Below are 20,933 nucleotides of genomic sequence, written 5' to 3'. Positions count from 1 at the left end.
CCGCTCAGATATCCGCTTCGACTTCGTTGCCCTTTTCTTCGAGCCAGCTGCGACGCGACGCCGCTTCGCCCTTGCCCATCAGCATCGTCATGCGTGCGACGGTCGCGTCGAAATCGAGCGCGCCAAGCGCGACCGGCGACAGGCGCCGCGTGTCCGGGTTCATCGTCGTGTCCCACAGCTGCTCGGCGCTCATTTCGCCAAGGCCCTTGAAGCGGCTGATCGTCCACTGCGACTCACGCACGCCGTCCTTGCGCAGCTTGTCCAGAATTGCTTCGAGTTCGCCCTCGTCGAGCGCGTATAACTTTTGCGCCGGCTTCTTGCCGCGCGCGGGCGCGTCGACGCGAAAGAGCGGCGGACGCGCCACACACACGTGCCCGCGTTCGATCAGCTGGGGGAAATGCTTGAAGAAGAGCGTGAGCAGCAGCACCTGGATGTGCGCGCCATCGACGTCCGCGTCCGACAGGATGCAGATCTTGCCGTAGCGCAGATTCGACAGATCGACCTTGTCGTCGGGGCCATGGGGATCGACGCCGATCGCCACCGAAATGTCGTGCACTTCGTTATTGGCGAAGAGGCGGTCACGTTCGGTTTCCCACGTGTTCAGCACCTTGCCGCGCAGCGGCAGGATCGCCTGATATTCCTTGTCGCGGCCCATCTTGGCCGAACCGCCAGCCGAATCGCCCTCGACAAGAAACAGTTCGTTGCGGCCGATTTCCGTCGATTCGCAATCGGTCAGCTTGCCCGGCAGCACTGCCACGCCCGAACTCTTGCGCTTCTCGACCTTCTGTCCGGCGCGCGTACGTGCCTGCGCCTGCTTGATGACGAGGTCAGCGAGCTTCTTGCCGTGTTCGACGTGCTGGTTCAGCCACAACTCGAGCGCCGGACGTGCGAACGACGACACCAGCTTCACGGCATCGCGACTGTTCAGCCGCTCCTTGATTTGCCCCTGGAACTGCGGGTCCAGCACCTTGGCCGACAGCACGAACGACACGCGCGCGAACACGTCTTCGGCGAGCAGCTTCACGCCCTTCGGTTGCAGGTTGTGCATCTCGACGAAGCTCTTCACCGCCTGGAACAGCCCTTCGCGCAAGCCGGATTCATGTGTGCCGCCTGCCGGCGTCGGAATCAGGTTGACATAGGATTCACGCGTAAGCGGCCCTTCCTCGCTCCACGCGACGACCCACGCGGCGCCTTCGCCTTCCGCGAAAGTTTCTTCGTTCGAGCGCGAGCTTTCCGCATAGCGCTCGCCTTCGAAAAGCGGAATCAGCAGGTCGCTGCCGGCCATGCCTTCGAGCAGGTAGCCACGCAGACCGTCTTCATACTTCCAGCTTTGCTGCTCGCCCGTTTTCTCGTTGACAAGCGTGACTTCGACGCCCGGCAACAGCACGGCTTTCGATCGAAGCAGACGCTGCAATTCCCCAACCGGCAAGTTCGCCGAGTCGAAATATTTCGGATTCGCCCAGGTGCGCACGCGCGTGCCGGATTTCTTGTCGCCGCGCTGGGCGGGACGCACTTCGAGCGGCTTGACGACGTCGCCATCGGCAAAGCCGAGGTCGGCGATCTTGCCGTCGCGCCAGACGGTGACGTCAAGGCGCGTGGACAGCGCGTTCGTGACCGACACGCCGACGCCATGCAGGCCGCCCGAGAACGTGTACGCGCCGCCGGACGCCTTGTCGAACTTGCCACCCGCATGCAGACGCGTGAACACGATTTCGACAACCGGCACGCCTTCTTCCGGATGCATGCCGAAGGGAATGCCGCGGGCGTCGTCTTCGACGGACACGGACTGGTCGGTGTGCAGCGTGACGGTGATCTGGCGACCATAGCCACCGAGCGCTTCGTCGGCAGCGTTGTCGATGACTTCCTGAATGATGTGCAGCGGATTTTCGGTGCGTGTGTACATGCCGGGCCGTTGCTTGACCGGCTCCAGGCCCTTCAGCACCTTGATCGACGCTTCGCTATACGCGGCGTTTGGCTTTTTCGTAGACATGGCTTGCTGTGGTCCGTCGGTTCATCGTTGTCCACAGGTCCTGTGGACATCTGCGTGGACAAACCGTTGAGTTTTCAAAAAAAGCGAAACGAAACAACGGGGTGAATCAATGTGCCTGCCGTTTGGGCAGTGCGTTTATTAACTGCTCGTATTGCGACATCTGTTGCCTGCCGCCTGCATCGACGCGCCCGCCAGTATGGGCGCTGATGCGTTCGCGGGGTATTTTACTGATTTCAGTACGCGCGGCAATTCGATGATGCGGGCGTTGGCCGTCTGGCCAGGCGCTGGCGTCACGCTGAGCCGACGGGGCGCTGCCGGCGCCTCGTAACCCGCCGCCGCAATGCTCGCCAGCCGACGCCAGGATACCCCACGCCCGGCGTAACGGCGTCACGACATGCACAAAATCTGGCGACGCTTATTTGCGTTTCGCCTCCAGTTCTTCCCAACGTTCGAGCGCGACCAGCAGTTCGTCGTCGATGGCCGCGTAGCGCTCGGTCAGCCGCGTGCCTTCCTGCGCGTCTTTCGCGAAGATCGAACCATCTTCGAGTTCCGCGCCAATTGTTTTCTGCTCTGCTTCGAGCGCCGCGATCTGTTGCGGCAACGACTCCAGTTCGCGCTGCTCCTTGAACGACAGCTTGACCGAGCGCTGCGCGTTGCGCCCCGCCCCGCTGTCTTTCGCCGCGACGTCTTTTGCCGGCTCTTTCGGCGCTTCGCTCTGCGCGAGCTTTAGCGAGCGCTCGCGTTGAATCTGCCAGTCGGTAAAGCCGCCGACGTATTCCCGCCACTTCCCCTCGTCTTCCGATGCAATTACCGAGGTCGCGACGTTATCGAGGAAAGCACGATCGTGGCTCACCAGCAGAACCGTGCCGTCGTAGTCGGTCAACAGTTCTTCGAGCAGTTCGAGCGTCGGGATGTCGAGGTCGTTGGTTGGCTCATCCAGTACCAGCACATTCGCCGGCCTTGCAAACAGCCGCGCCAGCAGCAGACGATTGCGCTCGCCCCCCGACAGCGATTTCACCGGCGAGCGGGCGCGCTCAGGTGCGAACAGGAAATCGCCGAGATAGCTCATCACGTGCTTCTTCGTGCCGTTCACTTCCACCCACTCGCTGCCCGGGCTGATCGTGTCGCCGAGGCTCTTGTCGAGGTCGAGCTGCGCGCGCATCTGGTCGAAATATGCGACCTGCAGATTCGTGCCGATGCGCACCTTGCCTTCGTCCGGCGTCAGTTCGCCGAGAATCAGTTTCAGGAGCGTAGTCTTGCCCGCGCCGTTCGGCCCGATGAAGCCGATCTTGTCGCCACGCATGACGGTGGCCGAGAAATGGTCGATCACAGTGCGCGCGCCATAGCCTTTCGACACGTCGGTGAGCTCGGCGACGATCTTGCCGGACTTTTCGCCCTGCCCCACGTCGAGCTTGACGTTGCCGAGCGAATTGCGGCGCTCGGCGCGCTCGTTACGCATCTGCACGAGCCGCGCAATGCGCCCGACGCTGCGCGTGCGCCGCGCTTCGACACCCTTGCGGATCCACACTTCTTCCTGTGCGAGCAGCTTGTCGGCCTTTTCGTTTTCGATACGCTCGACTTCCAGCTGCTGCGCCTTGCGTGTCTGGTACGCCGAAAAATTACCCGGATACGACAGCAGACGGCCGCGATCGAGTTCGACGATGCGCGTAGCGACGCGATCGAGAAACGCCCGGTCGTGGGTGATGAACAGCAGCCCGGCGCGCTGTGAAATCAGCAGTTCTTCGAGCCAGCGGATACCGTCGAAATCAAGGTGATTGGTCGGCTCGTCGAGCAGCAGGACGTCGGGCTGCACCACCAGCGCGCGCGCCAGCGCCACGCGTTTTTGCATGCCACCCGACAGCGCGCCCACGCGCGCTTCGCCATCGAGACCGATCTGCGCGAGCGTTGTGGACACGCGCGTGCGCCAGCTCCAGGCGTCGGTGGCATCGAGCGACGACTGAAGTGTGTTCATGCGCGCGAGCAGCGCGTCATGCTCAGCGCCTTCCGGCGTTTCCGCGAGTGCATGCGCGACGGTGTCGTATTCGTCGAGCAACGCGCGCGCATCGGTCAGGCCGGCCGCAACGGCATCGAACACCGACATGTCGGTATCGAACTCGGGTTCCTGCGGCACGTAAACAGTAGTGAGGCTTTGCTGCCGCGTGACGAGGCCGTCATCGGGCTTCGTCAGATCGGCAACGATCTTGAGCAGTGACGACTTGCCTGCGCCGTTGCGGCCAATCAGCCCGACGCGCTCCCCCGCTTCGAGAGAGAAATCGGCGTGATCAAGCAACGCGACGTGACCGAACGCGAGTTGCGCTCCGGTAATGGTGTAAAGCGACATGGGGAGAAGGAAGAAGACTGCAATGAATCGGAACTGCCCATTGTACCGGTCGCGCGATTGAACGCATCCCGGCCGGGTGGCATATGCCGTCTGGCCAGATTGAATTCGCCGGACCGCCGCGCACAGAATGGCACGACAAACCTGAGTGTCGCGACCGGCGCACACCGGCCGCTGAGGTACCGGCGGCCGCGCTGTGTCGCGTGCCCCGATACCCGCTACGTCATTACAACCTGCCCGTTACTTCACATGAACCGTTATCGTCCTGCTCATTTCCGGCCCATACGAACGATGCGCGCCGTCACCGAACTGCAGCGTCAGCGTGTGGTCACCTGGCGGCAACGTGACGTCCGTCTCCGTCTGGCCCTTGCCAAAGTGCAGCGACTTGTCGTTCGCCGGAATGACTTCGCCCTTCGGCAGCGGCTGGCCGTCGATCAGCAGATGATGATGGCCGGTGCCATCTGTCATGGTGCCGGCGGGCGCGACTTTCATGCCGTCAACGGCGAATTTCACGTGTACGGGGTTGCTTACCGTGGCGCCGTCTTTCGGTTCGACGAACGACACGCCGTCCGCACGCGCCACGCCCGACGCAACGAACAGACCGGCAAACACCAGGCTCGCAAGCCATTTGTTATTGAACATCGTGTTCTCCTTGAGGTACGCCGCTTCTCACTTTCGCGTCCGCACTGCTGGTGCGTCAACAGGACGCGGGAACGACTGCGCCCCGAGCATACACCGGGTGCGTGACCGTCCGGGGTGCATGCGCCCGCCCGGCACGCCATCCCGGCGCCACCTGCGACGCCCCTACGCAGCGGGATCTGCGCGATTTCCGGTAAGATTGCGGCTCTTCGCGCCCTGCCCCGAAAAGGGGCAGAACGCGCGGGCCATTGCATTGATCTGAAGAAAGAGTACGTCGTGAGCGAAGTGATTGAATACAAAAGCTGGGTCTGCCTGATTTGCGGCTGGATCTACAACGAAGAAGACGGTCTGCCGGAAGAAGGCATCGCGGCTGGAACGCGTTTCGCCGAAATCCCGGAAGACTGGCGCTGCCCGCTGTGCGACGTAGGTAAGGCCGAGTTCGCCGTCGTCGAGTTCTGAAGCCGCCGCGCGCCCGCAGGATTGCCGGCGCCCCGTCCTGTCGCGAATCCCCGCTGCTTCTTTCCGTCAGTCGCGTATCGCCACCACCACGAGTTCCCGGCTGGCGGCATCCACCGGTTCACGCGACCAGCCGCCATACCAGGTCATCGAAACGAAGCCTGCTTCGCGGAGCGTCGTCTCCAGCGCATCCTGGTTGCGAAACTGCAATTCGCTTTCCGCGACGATCTCCGCGCCACCGCGCTCGAACCCGTAATGGGTCGCGAACCGTACGCATTCGCCTTGTACGTCGATCAAGCGATGCCACACGTCGACCCAGCCATACGTCGTCGATTCGACGCGCCGGCGTGATGCCTCCGGCGTCCACGCGCGCCAGGGTTCGCACGCCGGATTGCGGCTCTCGAAAGCAAGGCAGCCGCCTGGTCGCAACGCGTCGTATGCCGCTGAAAGCGTCTGACGCCAGCTTGCGTCGTCGACGAAAACCTGCGCCACGTGCCCCGTCATCACGGCAAGATCCGCCGCGCCTCGACGCGCCATGCCGGCGTCGCCCTCGATCCACGTGACGCGTTCGCCGCCCGCGCGGCTACGCGCAACCGCCAGCATCGCCGGCGATGGGTCGATGCCCGTCACGTCGTGTCCACGGTCCGCCAGCGCGCAGCTCAGGAGGCCCGTGCCGCAGCCGATGTCGAGCACCCGGTCGGCGCCTGAGGACTGTGCGAGGTCGAGGTAGAAGGCCGTGTCGGCGGCGGCGGGATTAAGCAGGTCGTAAAGGCCGACGAGGCGCGGGTCGCCATAGAGGTTCGGAACGGTCATCGCAGGATCATAACGGCACAGCGCAATGCGGCGCGCGGCGCCATTCTCGCGGCGGGTCGCGTTTGCTATACTCTGGCCCCTGTGGCGCGATTCCTGCGCGTGCGAGCGGGCCGTCCAGTGCGATGGCGTTGCCTTCACGCTGCATGACGCCGCGCGGTTCCAGCTACGGTGGGTGACTTAGGAACGTAGCAGTGATGGAACACGCGGAACGTTCGCCTCGCCGTGCATGGTTCCCTCTCCCTGTAGTTCAATGGATAGAACAAGTGCCTCCTAAGCGCTAGATACAGGTTCGATTCCTGTCAGGGGGACCACACCGCACCGTCCCTGCACTGCTTTCGCGCCGTGCCCACACGCCGTACCAGCCGAACTGGCGAACTAACCCCCCTCTGATCGCCGGATTGCGCGCGCCCACGTCCCGTTAAGCTTCATTCATCGCGATATCCGATCGCCGCCCGATCCAGGCAGACAGGGTGCAACGAATACGACGGGGCCTCCCAATGGTTACTTTGATCGATCACGACATTGCACACATCACACACGTCATGCGGCCGTCGCTGTATGGCAACGCGGGCGTGCCGATCCTGCCGACGTCGTACTGGCGCAAGCGCCTGCATCATCTGCTCGACGCCTGGCACGTGACGAAAGCACAGCTCTGCGCCATCGACAGCCTCCTGCTGGAACTGGATCACTACGACCGCGATCAGGCACGCATCACGACGGGCGACACGGTAGTCTGCCAGGCGGTGGTCACGCCCGCTTCCCGCTCGACGGCGCACGCGCGCCGCAACGCGTCCGCGGCATGACGCTCACGCGCGAGCGCAACCGGCAAAGCCGTATGGCCTGAACGGCATACGGCTTCGGTGCGAGCATCAGTGTCAAAATACGGGGCTAACGGCCGGAGGGCCATCGATTTACCCCATCCGTAGAGGAGTCCCGTGGACACCAGCAAACAGATCGCCGCATTGACCGTTTCCGGCATGCAGACCGCCGGCGCGAGCCAGGCCACCGCCATCGCCCTTCACGTTCTGATCCGTCATCTGAAGTCGCCCGAGTTGCTCAGTGAACTGACGACGGCGTTCGAACAACATCAGGCGTTGATGCTGCAAAAACCGTGGCCGGAGCAGATGCTGGCCTCGTTCGAGGCGACGCGCCGTTTCTTCGAAAGCGCCGCACGCAGCGACAGCGCCCCCGAAACGACCGGCAATGCGAGCTGACACGGCCTCATCCCTGCGGCGCACGCGCCGCGCCCCCTGTGGTTCAACTGCGTGACTTATCCTTACAACATCGCGGCTGCCGCCGTTCTGATGACCATTGTCGCTTTCAGCGCAATCGCGCTCATCGTGAACTGATCCTGCGAGTTAACCGACCGGTATGAAAAAAGGCGCCGAAGCGCCTTTTTTCTGGCCCGTGCGGCCAGGCCTGCACGGCAGCACGGGCACACATGCCTTACGGGGCATTGCGTTTTGCGTTTTCTTTCGCGTTGTCCTTTGCGTTTTCCCTGGCGTCGCCATAGGCCTTGCGCATTTCGCCCGCGCCCTGCTGAAGATCGCCCTTCACTTCCTGGGCAGCGTCGCCGGTTGCACGGCCGACAGTCTCATTGACCTTGCCCTTTACCTTTTCTGCCACACCCTTCACTTGATCCTTGTTCATGTCTGGCTCCCATCGTAGTGCCAGCGCGAATTTGCGCCAGTACCCGAGTCACAGCAACCGCTGTGCCCAGCCCTCGTCGTCACGCCGCAAGCAGCGTTGCGCCTTGTCGCACAAGGCTCCTCGGCTAACGGGGCCAGTCCAGTGCGATTTGCCGTTGAGAGACGATCCGGGCGCAGCCGCACGGCGACCGGAAAAAGTCACGCGTATTGCACCCTGCCGAAATGTACGAGCGGCACTCTGTCATCGGTAAAGACGACTCGCGGATCCTAAAGCATTCATTTCCGGTGCCGTAAACGGGGTATGGACCGACCTACCCCCGCCCGCTCCGGCTCATTTCAGGCCACGCTGATCGATCAGGACATCGCGCATATCGCGCGTGTCATGCGGCCGGCCCTTCAGGGCGACCTGGGCGGGCCGATCCTGCCAGCCTCGTACTGGCGGCAGCGTCTGCACACGCTGCTCGATGCCGATTTCCTGACCAAGGGTCAGCTTCGCGCGATCGACAGTCTGCTGCTTCAACTCGAACATTTCCTGCTTCGCAACCATCCGCCTGCGATACACGCCCTCGTCGCCGCTAACGCGAACACGATGACCCCTGGCGCGACCTGCACAGCGCAGGGATAAACCACCGCCGTCACCCGAAGGCGGCCGCAGGGCGGCTACCCACGCCAGCGAACGTCGCCCGAAACGCATCCATCGCTGATCGCACGTGTATCGCGCCGCCTTGCACGCCCTCCCGGTTTTTTTGCGATCGCCTGCCTGACGTAGCAAAAAAGGGACGCGCCCAGGTCATAATGTCCGCAAAAATCCCCAGCAAGGACCGATAGTGACTCAGGCCACGCTGCGAGCGCTGCTGACGCAGGCTCGCGCCCGCTACACACAACGAGAAATCGCCGATCACGTCGGCAAGGACATCAAAACCGTCCGCCGCTGGGAAAAAGGCGAAACGCCCTGCCCGGCGATGCTCGGCCCGGCGCTGCGTCTGCTGCTGACCACGGGTGCCCCCGACGGCTCGCGCCGCGCCGGCACGCCCGCGCGCTTCTCCTTCATCGATCTGTTCGCCGGCATCGGCGGCATCCGTATGGGCTTCGAGGCGCAAGGCGGCGAGTGCGTCTTCACGAGCGAGTGGAACGACTTTTCGAAGAAGACGTACCTCGAGAACTACGGCGAGAACCACCCGTTCGCCGGCGACATCGTGTCGTTTCCCGCCGAAGATGTTCCCGCCCACGACATCCTGCTCGGCGGCTTTCCCTGCCAGCCGTTTTCGATTGCGGGCGTCAGCAAGAAGAACGCGCTTGGCCGGCCGCATGGCTTCGAGTGCACGACCCAGGGCACGCTCTTTTTCGACGTCGCGCGGATCATCGCGGCGAAGCGTCCCGCCGCGTTCCTGCTCGAAAACGTAAAAAATCTGCTGTCGCACGACAAGGGCCGCACGTTCGACGTGATCCTGCAGACGCTGCGCGACGAACTGGGCTACGAAGTGCACTACCGCGTGATCGACGGCCAGCATTTCACGCCGCAACACCGTGAGCGCATCATCATCGTGGGCTTTCGCGGCAAGACGTCGTTTTCCTGGGACGACCTGCGTCTGCCGGAAAACGGTCCGCGGCTCGCGTCGATCCTGCATCGCACGGACGGCAGCGAACCGCATCTGCCGTGGGACGACGCGCGCTTCTTCGATCACGCCGCGCGCTGCGTGCAACCGAAATACACACTGACGCCCAAGCTGTGGGCCTATCTGCAGCAGTACGCCGAGAAACATCGCGCGGCCGGAAACGGCTTCGGGTTCGGGATGGCGTATCCGGACAGCGTCACGCGCACGCTGTCGGCGCGCTATCACAAGGACGGCTCCGAGATTCTCGTGTATCAGGGCGATGGCCTGCGGCCGCGCCGGCTGACGCCGCGCGAATGCGCGCGTCTAATGGGCTTTCCGGACACGTATCGCATTCCCGTCAGCGATACGCAGGCTTACCGGCAGTTCGGCAACAGCGTCGTGATGCCGGTCATGCAGGAAGTGGCGCGCATCATGGCGCCGCACGTCGAAGCGTTACTGTCCGGCAACGGCGAATCCGGTAACACGCCGTCGCAGGACATCGCGCTCGTCGCCTGATGGTCGACGTCGTCGACGCCGCGACGCGAAGCCGGATGATGTCCGGCATTCGCGGGCGCAACACGAAACCCGAACTTCTGATCCGCAGCCTGCTGCATCGACGCGGCTTTCGCTTCCGGATCGACGCACGCGATCTGCCGGGCCGCCCCGACATCGTGCTGCCGCGTTATCGCGCGGTGGTCTTCGTGCATGGCTGCTTCTGGCATGGCCATGGCTGTCATCTCTTCAAATGGCCACAGACACGCCCCGAGTTCTGGCGCGAAAAGATCGGCCGCAACCGCTGCAACGATGAGCGCGCCGTACAGGCGTTGCGCGCAGCCGGCTGGCGCGTGGCAATCGTATGGGAATGCGCCTTGCGTGGAGCGAACCGGGACATCGAAGGCGTGATCGAGCGTCTCGCCGGCTGGCTGAAGGAGGAAAGCGGCGCGCCCGGAAAACCCTCAGACAGCGACGGGCGCGACAGGCTCGAACTCAGCCTGTAAGCCCGCACCCTCATGCACACCGCAACACGCTGACGACACAACGACGATGGCCCAGGTTTGCGGCACAGCCGCAAAGACGTGCGGTGCTACACTCGATCAGCGTATTGCGCGTGTCTGTCTGCCGCGTGCGCGAATGCGAGACAGCGTCCGTTCCATCTCAAGAACTTTCCTTGAAGGAGGCATCCGATGGCTGATTTCCGACTCTGGTCCGACGAGTTTCCTGCCAACGGCTTCTTGCCGAAATCGCAGGAATTCAACGACAAATCGTTCGGCGTCGACGGCGAGAACATCTCCCCCGCCCTGCAATGGGACGCACCGCCCGCCGATACGCAAAGCTTCGCCCTCACGCTATACGATCCGGACGCGCCGACGGGAAGCGGCTTCTGGCACTGGGTGATCGTCAACATTCCGCCCGACGCGCGATCGCTGCCCCGCAACGCCGGCAAGGCCGACGGCAGTCTGTTGCCGCATGGTGCGCTGCAGGTGCGCAACGACTACGGCACGGCGGGCTTCGGTGGCGCGGCGCCGCCGCGCGGCGACAGGACGCACCGCTACATTTTCCGGCTGCACGCACTGAAGGTGGCGCACCTGCCGATCAATGCCGAAACGACGAACGCGGTCGCGCGATTCATGACGCACCTGAACGAGATCGATTCGACGACGTATACGGGCCTGTACGAACTGAAGTAGTGTGGCGACGCGGACCGCTCTCCTTTCTGGCGCGCCTCGCGGCGCGCCGTCCGCACGCTGGTTCTGCCGGACGCCCCGGCGCCCGGCCCGCGCCCGCGCCAGTCTGGCGCCGACACCGGAACGATGCGCGCACAACCTTCCTGTAAGGCGGGTTTCGTACAATTCGGCGTCCGCTTACCAATGATCCGATAAAGGCCCGATAAAGGCCGTGCCGATGAATCCAGAACAAGGCCTGCCCATTCCGCAACGTTACGGTGCAATCGTCGTCGTGGCACTCGGCATTACGCTCGCCGTGCTCGACAGCGCCATCGCCAACGTCGCGCTTCCAACCATCGCGCGACATCTGCGCGCCAGCGCCGCCGGCTCGATCTGGATCATCAATGCGTACCAGCTGACCATCACGATCTCGCTGCTGCCGCTTGCCTCGCTCGGCGATCGCATCGGTTACCGGCGCGTGTATCTGGCGGGTCTCGCGCTCTTCACGGTCGCTTCGCTCGGATGCGCGCTGTCGACTTCGCTGCCGATGCTCGCCTTGACCCGCGTGATCCAGGGCTTCGGCGCGGCGGGCATCATGAGCGTGAACACCGCGCTCGTCCGCATGATCTATCCGTCGGATCAACTCGGCCGCGGCGTCTCGATCAACGCGATGGTGGTCGCGGTTTCGTCGGCGGTCGGACCGACGGTCGCTTCCGCGGTGCTCTCGGTCGCGACGTGGCCGTGGCTCTTCGCGATCAATGTGCCGATCGGCATCGTGGCGTTCACCGCCGGGCTCAAGGCGCTGCCGCGCAACACACCGCACGATGTGCCCTACGATTTTCTGAGCGCGGTGATGAACGCGTTCGTGTTCGGCCTGCTGATCTTCGCGGTCGACGGTCTCGGTCACGGCGAGAATCGCGGCTATGTGATCGCGGAGTTCGTTGCGGCCGGCGTCATCGGCTACTTTTTCGTGCGGCGGCAGCTCGATCAGCCTGCGCCGCTTCTGCCCGTCGATCTGCTGAAAATCCCGATCTTCGCGCTGTCGATCGGCACGTCGATCTGTTCGTTCGCCGCGCAGATGCTGGCCTTCGTGTCGCTGCCGTTTCTGATGCAGGACACGTTCGGGCTCACGCAGGTGCAGACCGGCCTTTTGATGACACCGTGGCCGCTCGTCATCATCGTCGCGGCGCCGCTTGCGGGCGTGCTGGCGGACCGCTATTCGGCGGGCATTCTGGGTGGTATCGGGCTCATCACGATGAGCTGCGGATTACTGCTCCTCGCCACGCTCGGCCCGCATCCGGAACCGGTCGAGATCGCGTGGCGCATGGCGGTGTGCGGCGCGGGCTTCGGACTTTTCCAGTCGCCGAACAACCGCGCGATGCTGTCGTCGGCGCCGCGTTCGCGCAGCGGCGGCGCGAGCGGTATGCTCGGCACGGCACGTCTGACCGGACAGACGCTCGGCGCGGCGCTCGTCGCGTTGATCTTCGGCGTGGCGCCGCAACGCGGGCCGACAATCGCACTCTACGTCGCGGCGACGTTTGCAATTGCTGCCGCGGTGGTCAGCATGATGCGGGTCGTGCAGCGCGGCGCGACTGCGTCGACCTGATTGCTGCCGCGACAGACGAAAAAACGGCGGCCAGAACTGGCCGCCGTGCAGATCAATCATCGCTTTTCTTTCGGTCTGGACGCCGGGCTTCTAGTTCGCCGTCGCGTCCGCGAGCTTTACCGCCTTGGCGGTCACCGAAGAAGCCGTCGCCACGTTGCGCAAATCGGCGAGGAAGTTGTCGCGCCACACAGAAAGATTGTTCTCACGCAGCGGCGCCATCATGTCCGCGTGGCGTGCCTGGCGTTCGGCGAGCGGCATCGACAGCGCGCGCTCCAGCGCTTCGGCCATCTGCGACAGATCGAACGGATTCACGACCAGTGCGCCCGGCAACTGCTCGGCGGCACCGGCGAACTGCGACAGCACGAGCACGCCCGGATCGGCCGGATCCTGTGAAGCGACGTATTCCTTCGCGACGAGGTTCATCCCGTCGCGCAGCGGCGTCACATAACCGACCTGCGACTGGCGGAATAGCGCCATCAGCAGATTGCGGTCGTACTTCCGGTTCAGATACTGGATCGGCGTCCAGTCGAGTTGCGCAAAGCGGCCGTTGATCCGGCCCGCTTCGCCTTCGAGCGTCTGACGGATGCGCTGATAGGTCGAGACGTCGGAACGCGTCGGCGGCGCGATCTGCACGAGCGACACGCGGCCATGCCAGCCCGGTGCGTTCAGCAGCAGACGCTCGAACGCCTGGAAGCGCTCGACAAGCCCCTTCGAATAATCGAGCCGGTCGACGCTCATGATCAGCTTGCGCCCACGCATCCCTTCGCGCAGGCTGCGTACCGGCTTGCGATCGGTGAACTGCTCCGCGGCCTTCGCAATCGCATCCGGATAGATGCCGATCGGATAGGCGCCGACCTTCAGGAAGCGGCCGTACGCGTGCACCATCCCGTCTTCGCTCGACGTGCCGTGCTGGCCGCGCTCGATGTAGTCGACGAACGACTGACGATCCGCATCCGTCTGAAAGCCGACGACGTCGTAACTGCACATGCATTTGACAAGCTCTTCGTGCGGCGGCACGGTGCGCAGCACTTCGGGCACCGGAAACGGAATATGCAGGAAGAAGCCGACCGGATTTTTCACGCCGAGATCGCGCAGGCAGCGCGCGAACGGCAGCAGATGGTAGTCGTGCACCCAGATGATGTCGTCGGGTTTGAGCAGCGCCTTCAACTGCTTCGCGAGCGTCACGTTGACGCGCAGATAACCCGAGTACTCCTGCCGGTCGTAACGTGACAGGTCATTGCGATAGTGGAAGGTCGGCCAAAGCGTGGCGTTCGAGAAACCGCGGTAATACTGGTCGTAGTCGCGCTTCGTGAGACCGACGGTGGCGTATGTCACGTTGCCCTGCTTTTCGATGACGGGCGCCGCCGGCTCACTGACGGTCTCGCCACTCCAGCCGAACCACACACCGCCTGTTTCTTTCAGCGCATCGAGTACGCCGATCGCGAGACCGCCAGCGGCCGGACGCCCCTCCTGGGTCGGCGCGACACGATTCGATACCACGATCAATCTGCTCATTCGTCTCCACCTCATTCAGTTAAGCGTTGCATGGGGGAATTCAGCTTTTATGGTGCACGCAAGTCACATGCCGTGTCTCGCAAAAACCGGAAGAAAAATGTATGCAAATGTGACGGACGAGTAAAAACTTGCGATGTAATGCACATCGCAAAGAAATTTTTTCCGCCTTCCGGGCGTTCGACGCGATGGGACATGCGGTGCGCGGCAAGGCGGACGACGCACCGCGAGTCGTGGCGTCGACCTGACCGCGCTCAGGCGTCCTGCTCGGAGCCCAGATCGCGCTGATATTCGATCCCTTCCTGGCGCACGCCGCCCTGATTGTGGTCGCCGTCCGGTGGCGCGTGGGGCGCGGGGCGATTCTGCGCGGCCGGATCGGGACCGGCGGGCGGCCCGCCTGTGCCACTACCCGGGGCGTTAGCCGGACGTGCGTCGCGCTTCGAATGGCGCGCGGAGCGCCGCAAGGCGGGGTGTCTCATTTCGATGCCTCCACTGGAAGGCCGCCACCCGACCGGTGGCATCCCCATAGTCTAGGGCCCGGCGTGGCAAATTGCCGGTAAAAAGTCGGACCGACTTGTAACAAGTACAGAAAGGACGGCGGTGGGCTTCCGGCCGCCGGCGATGGCTAGCTCAGTCCACGTTCACGTGCGGCGTCTGGTTGGGCGCTGGCGGCGGATCGCCGATCGGCGGCGTGTCCGGAATCGTCGGTTCGCGCGTCGGGTCGGGGATGGTGTCGGGCTCAGGCGTCGACGGCGGCTCGACGGGCTCGGGGCGATGCGCGATCAGCGCCGGATCAGGCATGTGATCCAGGTTCGAAGCCGGCGCGAAATACTGCGTGGGCAGAGCAGCGTGGCGGTCAGGCATTGAAGTCTCCTCGTTCGAGTCGTGCCCTTTCATCAGCAAGCGATGTGCCGTCCACGACCGACGCATCCGCTCACCCTCTACCTGCCCGCGCCGCCGAATGCAAAACGGGCCGACGTCATGCACGTCGGCCCGTTTCGGTTCGCCTCACGGCGTATCCATCCGCGCACGTTACATGCGCGCGGCGCGCTCAGGCATCGGCATCGCCGAGTGCGCGGGACTCGTCATCCGCTTCGCCTTCGGCGAGGCGCGCATCGTTGCCATATTCGACGAGGCGGTTATACAGCGTCTTCAGACTGATGCCGAGGATCTCCGCCGCTCGCGTTTTCACGCCGCCGCATTGTTCGAGCGTAGCGAGAATCAGCTGGCGGTCGGCTTCGGCCAGCGAGGTGCCGAACGGTATCGTTACCGCCGTGCCCGCCGCCGGTTTCGACAGCGAGATCTGCAGCGGCACCGTCGCCGTGCTGTCGGATTCCGCGCCGGACATGATGTGCGCGCGCTGGACATAGTTCTTCAGCTCGCGCACGTTGCCGGGCCACGGATACGACATCAGCATGTCCTTCACCGCCTGCGGGAAGTGCTTCTTCGTGCTGTGGCGTTCGTTCAGTTCGTCGAGGAAGGCCTGCGCGAGCAGGTCGACGTCCTTGCCGCGTTCACGCAGCGGCGGCAGACTGATCGGAAAAACGTTCAGGCGGTGATACAGGTCGAGGCGCAACTTGCCTTCGAGCACGGCCTGCTCCGGATCGCGATTCGTCGCGGCGATCAGGCGGACGTCCGTTTCGATCTCCTTCGTTGTGCCCACACGCATGAACATGCCGGTTTCCAGCACACGCAGCAGCTTGACCTGCAACTCGATCGGCATTTCAGTGATCTCGTCGAGGAACAGCGTGCCGCCATTCGCACGCTCGAAGTAACCCTTGTGCTGACGGTCGGCGCCCGTGAACGAACCCCGCTCGTGGCCGAACATTTCCGACTCGATCAGGTTCGGCGAGATGGCGCCGCAGTTCACCGCGAGAAACGCGTGCTTGCGGCGCAGGCTCAACTGGTGAACGGTCTGCGCAGCGACTTCCTTGCCCGTGCCCGATTCGCCGACGAGCATCACCGAAGCCGCCGTTGGCGCGACGCGCCCGATATGGTCGTAGACCTCCTGCATCGCAGGCGAATTGCCGAGCATCAGGCCGAAGCGGCCCATGCGACGCAGTTCGCCGCGCAGGTTGCCAATCTCGGCTTTGAGGTCGCCCGCGCGCGGCAGGCGACTCAGAATCGCCTTCACGCGCTGCATGTTGATCGGCTTGACCAGATAGTCGGTCGCGCCCATTTTCAGCGCGTTCACGGCCGATTCAACCGTTGCGTGCCCGGTAATGACGATGACCTCGACGCCCGACTGCGGATCGAGATCCTCGAAGAGATCGACGCCACTGCCGTCGGGCAGCTTGAGGTCAGTGAAAATCACGTCCGGCGTCTGCCGGACGAGCTGGATGCGCGCTTCCCGCAGATCGCCGGCGGTAACCGTAGTCAAACCGTCTTCTGCGATGATGGTAGCGAGCGCCTCGCGGGTACCTGGATCGTCGTCGACAATCAATACGTGTGGCATTGCGTCTCGAAAGCGTGAAAGGCGTTGGATGTTCGCATCGTCAGACGCATGAATCCCGCCGGTTGCAACGCACGCGATGCGTCACGCACTGCACGAACCGCACAATCCGCGTGCGATGCGTTCCGGTGAGGATTCGCAACCTGACGTCGCGGCCCGTGCCCGACCCGATCGCCCGGCAACCGGAATCGGGATCGATGATGAACCGTGACGCAGACCAGGCGCGTCGGCGCAACAATTGGCGGATGCGAGCCAGCCGTAACGCCTCATTGTTGTGGATTTATCTATTGTACGGCTTTACTCCGGCCACACACCTCTATCTTATGGCCAGTGAGTGCAGCGAAGCCAGCCGGCTCTGCCGGCAAACAGAACACGCCGCGACGCTGGCGAGGGCCGCCGCAACCATTCACCGGATTCGCCCGCGGCGTCCGGACCATGGAGCCAGGTCATCCCGTCAACTGTGCGGAAATGGCCAGGGCTCACCGGCGCCCGCTGGATGCCCGGTGCCGTTCGCAGCGCTGCCATTGCTGGCGGTCTTCACCACTGCGGCGGGCTGCACAGGTGTGACGACGTTCCCGCCTTCGCCTTCCCAGCGGTTCAGATCGCGGTTTAAAAGCGCCTGCGCTGCGCGTTGCCGCTGCGACCAGCGCCACGCGAGGATGCCGCCGACTGCCATCAACGCGCCGAAAATGCCGATTCTGGGTCGTGCCATGTCGAACTCCTCTTCATCGCAAATCTGGGAAATCTGGTCAGGGCGGCCGGCTGCGTGATGCTCGTTGCAATCGATCCGCCTGCACGCGCCGCACGAAGACCCGCCCGACCGCGCGGTCAACGCGCTGTCGACGTCGGGTAACTTAACGCGCCGCCAGGACGCCCAGCAAAAAGCCAATCCCGGCGCCGATGCCCACCGCCTGCCATGGATTCTCGCGGACGTAGCGATCGGTGTTGTCGGCGGCGACGCGATAATGCTGCTTCGCAACCGATTGCGCGTCGCCCAGCGCAAGCTGCAGCGAATCGACGTGCGTGCGCAGACGTTCGCGCAACGCGTCGACGCCCTCGCCCGGCACAGCCGTTGCGAGGCGCAGCATTTCTTCGGAATCTGTCAGCAGCACCCTCAGGTCTTCAACAATCTTTTCCTTGCCAAGTGCAAGCTGTACCGTGGTGTCGCTCATGATCAAAACGCTCCTCGTTGTTCGTAAACTGCGCGAAGAATCTCCGGGTTCGATGCACCGCAAACCGTGGTGCACTGCCGTCGACGCAGCGCCGGCGCCCATCGCGCGCAAGGTGGCAGGGCGTTGCAGCCGCCGCATTAAACCAGGCTAGACGCAATTCGCGCGCCTGCTCTCAATCCGAACTGCGCGCATGCTCGCTCTTTAGTCGATCGATTTCCCGCAGACGAGTTCCGGCGTTCATCGCCCATCTGCGCAACCGCATGTTCCGGTCGATATTGCCGATCGCTCATGACAAATATGTCGTTAGTACCGTTTATCGATGGGGGCGCCGACTGGCGGCGCACAAACCACCGTTTGATCGACCTCATCCGCTTGCACGCATTGCGGTGTAAGGCGCGCGAGTGGTTAAATCGCATTTACGAGATATTCAACAGGTGCGGTTCGCACGTCGTGCGAACCGGCCTCGCTACAACGAAGAACATTTTTGCAGGACACCCTGTTTATGGCGTCAATCGATCTGGACTCGCCCGCTGTCGCCCCAAGCGAAGGCGCGGCGCAGACGAAGCAACGCATCCCGGGCGCGGTGGCCGGCCTCAGGTCTTTCGGCCTGCTGTACGGCTCGTCGCCGGTGATGCTCGAACTGTACGAACAGATTGAACGCGTCGCGGCAACCGAGGCAACGGCCCTGATCATCGGTGAATCCGGCACGGGCAAGGAATTGATCGCCCGCACGATTCACGACCAGAGCGCACGCCGCGATGCGCCGTTCATCGCCGTCAACTGCGGCGCGATTCCCGACGAGCTGATCGAAGCCGAACTCTTCGGGCACGAGAAAGGCAGCTTCACGGGCGCGGTGCAGGGACGCGTCGGCTATTTCGAGCATGCGAATGGCGGTACGCTGTTCCTCGACGAAATCACCGAGATGGCCCCGGTGCGCCAGGTGAAGCTGCTGCGTGCGCTCGAGACCGGCACGTTCTTTCGCGTCGGCGGAAGCGAGCTGATTCACGGCGACGTGCGGGTGATCGCCGCGACCAACCGCGATCCGGTCGTCGCGATGAAGGAGAACGGCCTGCGCGAGGATCTGATGTACCGGCTCGCCGTGTTTCCGCTGCGCGCACCGCCGCTGCGCGAACGCGAGAACGATCGCGAACTGCTCGCGCATCACTTTCTTGCCTCGATGAACCAGCAGGAAGGCACGAACAAGACCTTCAGCAAGCGCGCGATCGAAACGCTGCGGACGTGGTCGTGGCCTGGCAACGTCCGCGAGCTGAAGAACGCGGTATACCGGGCATTTATCCTCGCGGAAAAGACCGTCGAACTGCCGCATCCGCATCTCGCGTCGCGGGTGAAAAAGCCAGTGACGCAAGGCGACGCGATGAGCGTCTGGATCGGCACGCCGCTCGCCGACGCGCAGAAACAGATCATCCTCGGCACGCTGAAATACTGCGACGGCGACAAGCGTCGTGCCGCGAAGGCACTCGGTGTGAGCCTGAAGACGCTCTACAACCGGCTCGGCACGTACGGTACCGAAGACGGCATCGAAGAAGAAAGCGAGTAGCCGATAACGTGCCGTGGTCCGGACATCGCACGCCGGATATCGCCTGAAGACGACATCTTTTTCCCGGCCGGGTGAGCGCGAAAACAGAAACGCGTTTGCTCGTGCCTCTCCCCTGAAAGCGTGCCGCAAGTTAAACACGCCTGTTTCGCACGCTGGATCTCCCCGCCCTTTCAGAAACGTCATTGACGCGCATCAGCATTTGCAATTGCTTGCACTTTTCTCCTGCCATTTACAAAACGCATCCTGCAAAATGCTGCGGCAAGAAAGGACGTAAATAACGCGTCGTCTGGCTGTTGTTGCGCGAAGCGCGTGGCCGCCGGCAGACGTCGCATGCAGGAGCAAGACAGGGAATGATGATCAGGATGCACCGGGCCCACGGCGCCCAGCGGAAGAGCGTGTCCATGCTCTCCGCGCTCGCGACCCTTGCCGTCGTCGCGACAGCGAGCTTGAGCGGATGCAACTCGCTCTATTCGGAAGGGGCCACCGCCGGCGCCGGCATCGCGGGCGCCGCAATCGCTTCCAGTATCACCAACAACGCAGCCGTCGCCACCGGCATCGGCCTTGGCGCCGTTGCTGCAGCACGCGCCGGCGTGCAGTACTCGCAGCGTGTCGTTCACCGCGATACGCAAGACCACATCGCGCAGGCAGCGGGCCCACTCGACATCGGCGCCGTCGCCCCCTGGAGCGTCACGCACCCGGTGCCGATCGAAGAGGACGAGCACGGGCGCGTCACTGTCAGCCGCACGATCAGCACCGGCGCGCTCGACTGCAAGGAGATCGTCTTCTCCGTCGACAGATCCGCGACGCAGAACGTGCCGGCGAGTACGGCGTTCTACGTCGCGTCGATCTGCCGTGACGGCGCCGCGTGGAAATGGGCGTCGGCGGAACCCGCCACCGAACGCTGGGGCGCGCTGCAATGAGCGCGGCAGGAAGCATACGGCTCGCGCTGGTGGCTGCCGTCTGTCTCGGTGCCAGCGTTGTGATCAGCGGCTGTTCGTCGGCGTCGGTCGGCGCAGCGGGCGGCGCGGCGGCGGGGCTCGCAACCGGCATCGTCACGGCGAACCCCGCAGTCGGGATCGGCGTTGGCATCGCGGTGCAGGCTGCGACCGACGAAGTCGTCAAGAACTACATGCGCGACATGCACGAAGACCAGCAGGACCTGATCGCGGCGCTCGCTGGCGCGATGCCTGTGGGCGAAACGCGGCCGTGGCGCATCAAGCACTCGATGCCCATCGAAAACGGCCACGGCCAGGTTCGCGTGACGCGCGCCTTCACGTCGGCGCTCGCGATCTGCAAGGACTTCGTGTTCTCCGTGCAGGACGGCGACGATCCGGGGGCGCACGAAGCCTGGTACACCGGCAGCGCGTGCCAGCAGGACAAGGGCTGGAAATGGGCGCTGGCCGAACCCGCCGTCGAACGCTGGGGCAACCTGCAATAACGTCTGCCGCGCCGTCCGGTTACAACGCGCGTATGAAAAAGGCCGTGCAGG

At 63.7% G+C, this 20,933-nt stretch carries 22 protein-coding genes and 1 tRNA gene; 12 read left to right on the top strand and 11 right to left on the bottom strand.

Features of this window, described 5'->3' with window-relative positions:
• Nucleotides 1-4 precede the first annotated feature (4 nt).
• The 3 genes from LPA36_RS03495 to LPA36_RS03485 form a co-directional block, all read right to left on the bottom strand.
• Nucleotides 5-1,990, bottom strand: a complete 1,986-nt coding sequence (locus LPA36_RS03495) for a DNA topoisomerase IV subunit B (protein WP_228874740.1) — start codon at nucleotides 1,988-1,990, stop codon at nucleotides 5-7.
• 415 nt (nucleotides 1,991-2,405) lie between these two features.
• Nucleotides 2,406-4,331 (bottom strand): ATP-binding cassette domain-containing protein, encoded by a 1,926-nt coding sequence (locus LPA36_RS03490; protein WP_228874739.1) that lies wholly within the window; start codon nucleotides 4,329-4,331, stop codon nucleotides 2,406-2,408.
• Between the two features lie 237 nt (nucleotides 4,332-4,568).
• Nucleotides 4,569-4,970: a DUF4399 domain-containing protein gene (locus LPA36_RS03485; RefSeq protein WP_228874738.1), complete on the bottom strand. Its 402-nt coding sequence runs from the start codon at nucleotides 4,968-4,970 to the stop codon at nucleotides 4,569-4,571.
• A gap of 273 nt (nucleotides 4,971-5,243) precedes the next feature.
• Between LPA36_RS03485 and LPA36_RS03480 the strand changes: the two genes are divergently transcribed.
• Nucleotides 5,244-5,426 (top strand): rubredoxin, encoded by a 183-nt coding sequence (locus LPA36_RS03480; protein ID WP_228874737.1) that lies wholly within the window; start codon nucleotides 5,244-5,246, stop codon nucleotides 5,424-5,426.
• 66 nt (nucleotides 5,427-5,492) lie between these two features.
• Here the strand turns inward: LPA36_RS03480 and LPA36_RS03475 are convergent, their stop codons facing one another.
• Entirely contained in the window at nucleotides 5,493-6,236 is a 744-nt protein-coding gene (locus LPA36_RS03475) for a class I SAM-dependent DNA methyltransferase (RefSeq protein WP_228874736.1), read from the bottom strand.
• Nucleotides 6,237-6,472: 236 nt separating this feature from the next.
• Between LPA36_RS03475 and LPA36_RS03470 the strand changes: the two genes are divergently transcribed.
• The 3 genes from LPA36_RS03470 (at nucleotide 6,473) to LPA36_RS03460 (ending at nucleotide 7,450) form a co-directional block, all read left to right on the top strand.
• Nucleotides 6,473-6,547: transfer RNA gene (locus LPA36_RS03470), tRNA-Arg, on the top strand.
• A gap of 186 nt (nucleotides 6,548-6,733) precedes the next feature.
• Complete coding sequence (locus tag LPA36_RS03465) at nucleotides 6,734-7,039, top strand: hypothetical protein (RefSeq protein WP_228874735.1); 306 nt, start codon at nucleotides 6,734-6,736, stop codon at nucleotides 7,037-7,039.
• A gap of 132 nt (nucleotides 7,040-7,171) precedes the next feature.
• Nucleotides 7,172-7,450 (top strand): hypothetical protein, encoded by a 279-nt coding sequence (locus tag LPA36_RS03460; protein ID WP_228874734.1) that lies wholly within the window; start codon nucleotides 7,172-7,174, stop codon nucleotides 7,448-7,450.
• Between the two features lie 232 nt (nucleotides 7,451-7,682).
• Here the strand turns inward: LPA36_RS03460 and LPA36_RS03455 are convergent, their stop codons facing one another.
• Nucleotides 7,683-7,886 carry a CsbD family protein gene (locus LPA36_RS03455; RefSeq protein WP_228874733.1) on the bottom strand — a complete coding sequence of 68 codons (204 nt, stop codon included), beginning with the start codon at nucleotides 7,884-7,886 and terminating at the stop codon, nucleotides 7,683-7,685.
• A gap of 300 nt (nucleotides 7,887-8,186) precedes the next feature.
• Between LPA36_RS03455 and LPA36_RS03450 the strand changes: the two genes are divergently transcribed.
• From LPA36_RS03450 to LPA36_RS03430, 5 genes are all read left to right on the top strand, one after another.
• Nucleotides 8,187-8,510: a hypothetical protein gene (locus LPA36_RS03450; protein WP_228874732.1), complete on the top strand. Its 324-nt coding sequence runs from the start codon at nucleotides 8,187-8,189 to the stop codon at nucleotides 8,508-8,510.
• 202 nt (nucleotides 8,511-8,712) lie between these two features.
• Nucleotides 8,713-9,996 carry a DNA (cytosine-5-)-methyltransferase gene (dcm, locus tag LPA36_RS03445; protein ID WP_228874731.1) on the top strand — a complete coding sequence of 428 codons (1,284 nt, stop codon included), beginning with the start codon at nucleotides 8,713-8,715 and terminating at the stop codon, nucleotides 9,994-9,996.
• Complete coding sequence (locus tag LPA36_RS03440; protein WP_228874730.1) at nucleotides 9,996-10,478, top strand: very short patch repair endonuclease; 483 nt, start codon at nucleotides 9,996-9,998, stop codon at nucleotides 10,476-10,478. Before dcm ends, LPA36_RS03440 begins: the two co-directional genes overlap by 1 nt.
• Before the next feature lie 186 nt (nucleotides 10,479-10,664).
• Complete coding sequence (locus LPA36_RS03435) at nucleotides 10,665-11,168, top strand: YbhB/YbcL family Raf kinase inhibitor-like protein (protein ID WP_228874729.1); 504 nt, start codon at nucleotides 10,665-10,667, stop codon at nucleotides 11,166-11,168.
• A 214-nt stretch (nucleotides 11,169-11,382) separates the two neighbouring features.
• The gene (locus LPA36_RS03430; RefSeq protein WP_228874728.1) at nucleotides 11,383-12,750 is read left to right on the top strand and encodes an MFS transporter; all 1,368 of its coding nucleotides are present in this window, start codon (nucleotides 11,383-11,385) and stop codon (nucleotides 12,748-12,750) included.
• Nucleotides 12,751-12,840: 90 nt separating this feature from the next.
• Here the strand turns inward: LPA36_RS03430 and otsA are convergent, their stop codons facing one another.
• From otsA to LPA36_RS03400, 6 genes are all read right to left on the bottom strand, one after another.
• Nucleotides 12,841-14,265 carry an alpha,alpha-trehalose-phosphate synthase (UDP-forming) gene (gene otsA, locus LPA36_RS03425; RefSeq protein ID WP_228874727.1) on the bottom strand — a complete coding sequence of 475 codons (1,425 nt, stop codon included), beginning with the start codon at nucleotides 14,263-14,265 and terminating at the stop codon, nucleotides 12,841-12,843.
• Between the two features lie 251 nt (nucleotides 14,266-14,516).
• Complete coding sequence (locus LPA36_RS03420; RefSeq protein ID WP_228874726.1) at nucleotides 14,517-14,741, bottom strand: hypothetical protein; 225 nt, start codon at nucleotides 14,739-14,741, stop codon at nucleotides 14,517-14,519.
• Nucleotides 14,742-14,892: 151 nt separating this feature from the next.
• Nucleotides 14,893-15,126, bottom strand: a complete 234-nt coding sequence (locus LPA36_RS03415; RefSeq protein WP_228874890.1) for a hypothetical protein — start codon at nucleotides 15,124-15,126, stop codon at nucleotides 14,893-14,895.
• A gap of 187 nt (nucleotides 15,127-15,313) precedes the next feature.
• Nucleotides 15,314-16,717, bottom strand: coding sequence for a sigma-54-dependent transcriptional regulator (locus LPA36_RS03410; RefSeq protein WP_228874725.1), 1,404 nt, complete (start codon nucleotides 16,715-16,717; stop codon nucleotides 15,314-15,316).
• A gap of 451 nt (nucleotides 16,718-17,168) precedes the next feature.
• The gene (locus LPA36_RS03405) at nucleotides 17,169-17,426 is read right to left on the bottom strand and encodes a hypothetical protein (RefSeq protein WP_228874724.1); all 258 of its coding nucleotides are present in this window, start codon (nucleotides 17,424-17,426) and stop codon (nucleotides 17,169-17,171) included.
• 142 nt (nucleotides 17,427-17,568) lie between these two features.
• The gene (locus LPA36_RS03400; RefSeq protein WP_228874723.1) at nucleotides 17,569-17,886 is read right to left on the bottom strand and encodes a DUF883 family protein; all 318 of its coding nucleotides are present in this window, start codon (nucleotides 17,884-17,886) and stop codon (nucleotides 17,569-17,571) included.
• Between the two features lie 502 nt (nucleotides 17,887-18,388).
• Here LPA36_RS03400 and LPA36_RS03395 point away from each other — a divergent pair.
• The 3 genes from LPA36_RS03395 to LPA36_RS03385 all read left to right on the top strand — a co-directional run bounded on the left by LPA36_RS03395 (nucleotide 18,389) and on the right by LPA36_RS03385 (nucleotide 20,882).
• The gene (locus tag LPA36_RS03395; RefSeq protein ID WP_228874722.1) at nucleotides 18,389-19,444 is read left to right on the top strand and encodes a sigma-54 interaction domain-containing protein; all 1,056 of its coding nucleotides are present in this window, start codon (nucleotides 18,389-18,391) and stop codon (nucleotides 19,442-19,444) included.
• A 401-nt stretch (nucleotides 19,445-19,845) separates the two neighbouring features.
• Nucleotides 19,846-20,364, top strand: coding sequence for a hypothetical protein (locus LPA36_RS03390; protein ID WP_228874886.1), 519 nt, complete (start codon nucleotides 19,846-19,848; stop codon nucleotides 20,362-20,364).
• Nucleotides 20,361-20,882 (top strand): hypothetical protein, encoded by a 522-nt coding sequence (locus LPA36_RS03385; protein WP_228874721.1) that lies wholly within the window; start codon nucleotides 20,361-20,363, stop codon nucleotides 20,880-20,882. The genes LPA36_RS03390 and LPA36_RS03385 overlap by 4 nt, the downstream gene beginning before the upstream one ends.
• Nucleotides 20,883-20,933 lie beyond the last annotated feature (51 nt).

Source organism: Paraburkholderia saeva, assembly GCF_907164555.1.
GTDB classification, from domain to species: domain Bacteria; phylum Pseudomonadota; class Gammaproteobacteria; order Burkholderiales; family Burkholderiaceae; genus Paraburkholderia; species Paraburkholderia saeva.
Note: the sequence above shows the minus strand (reverse complement) of the source record. Positions and strands in the feature narration are given on the sequence as shown.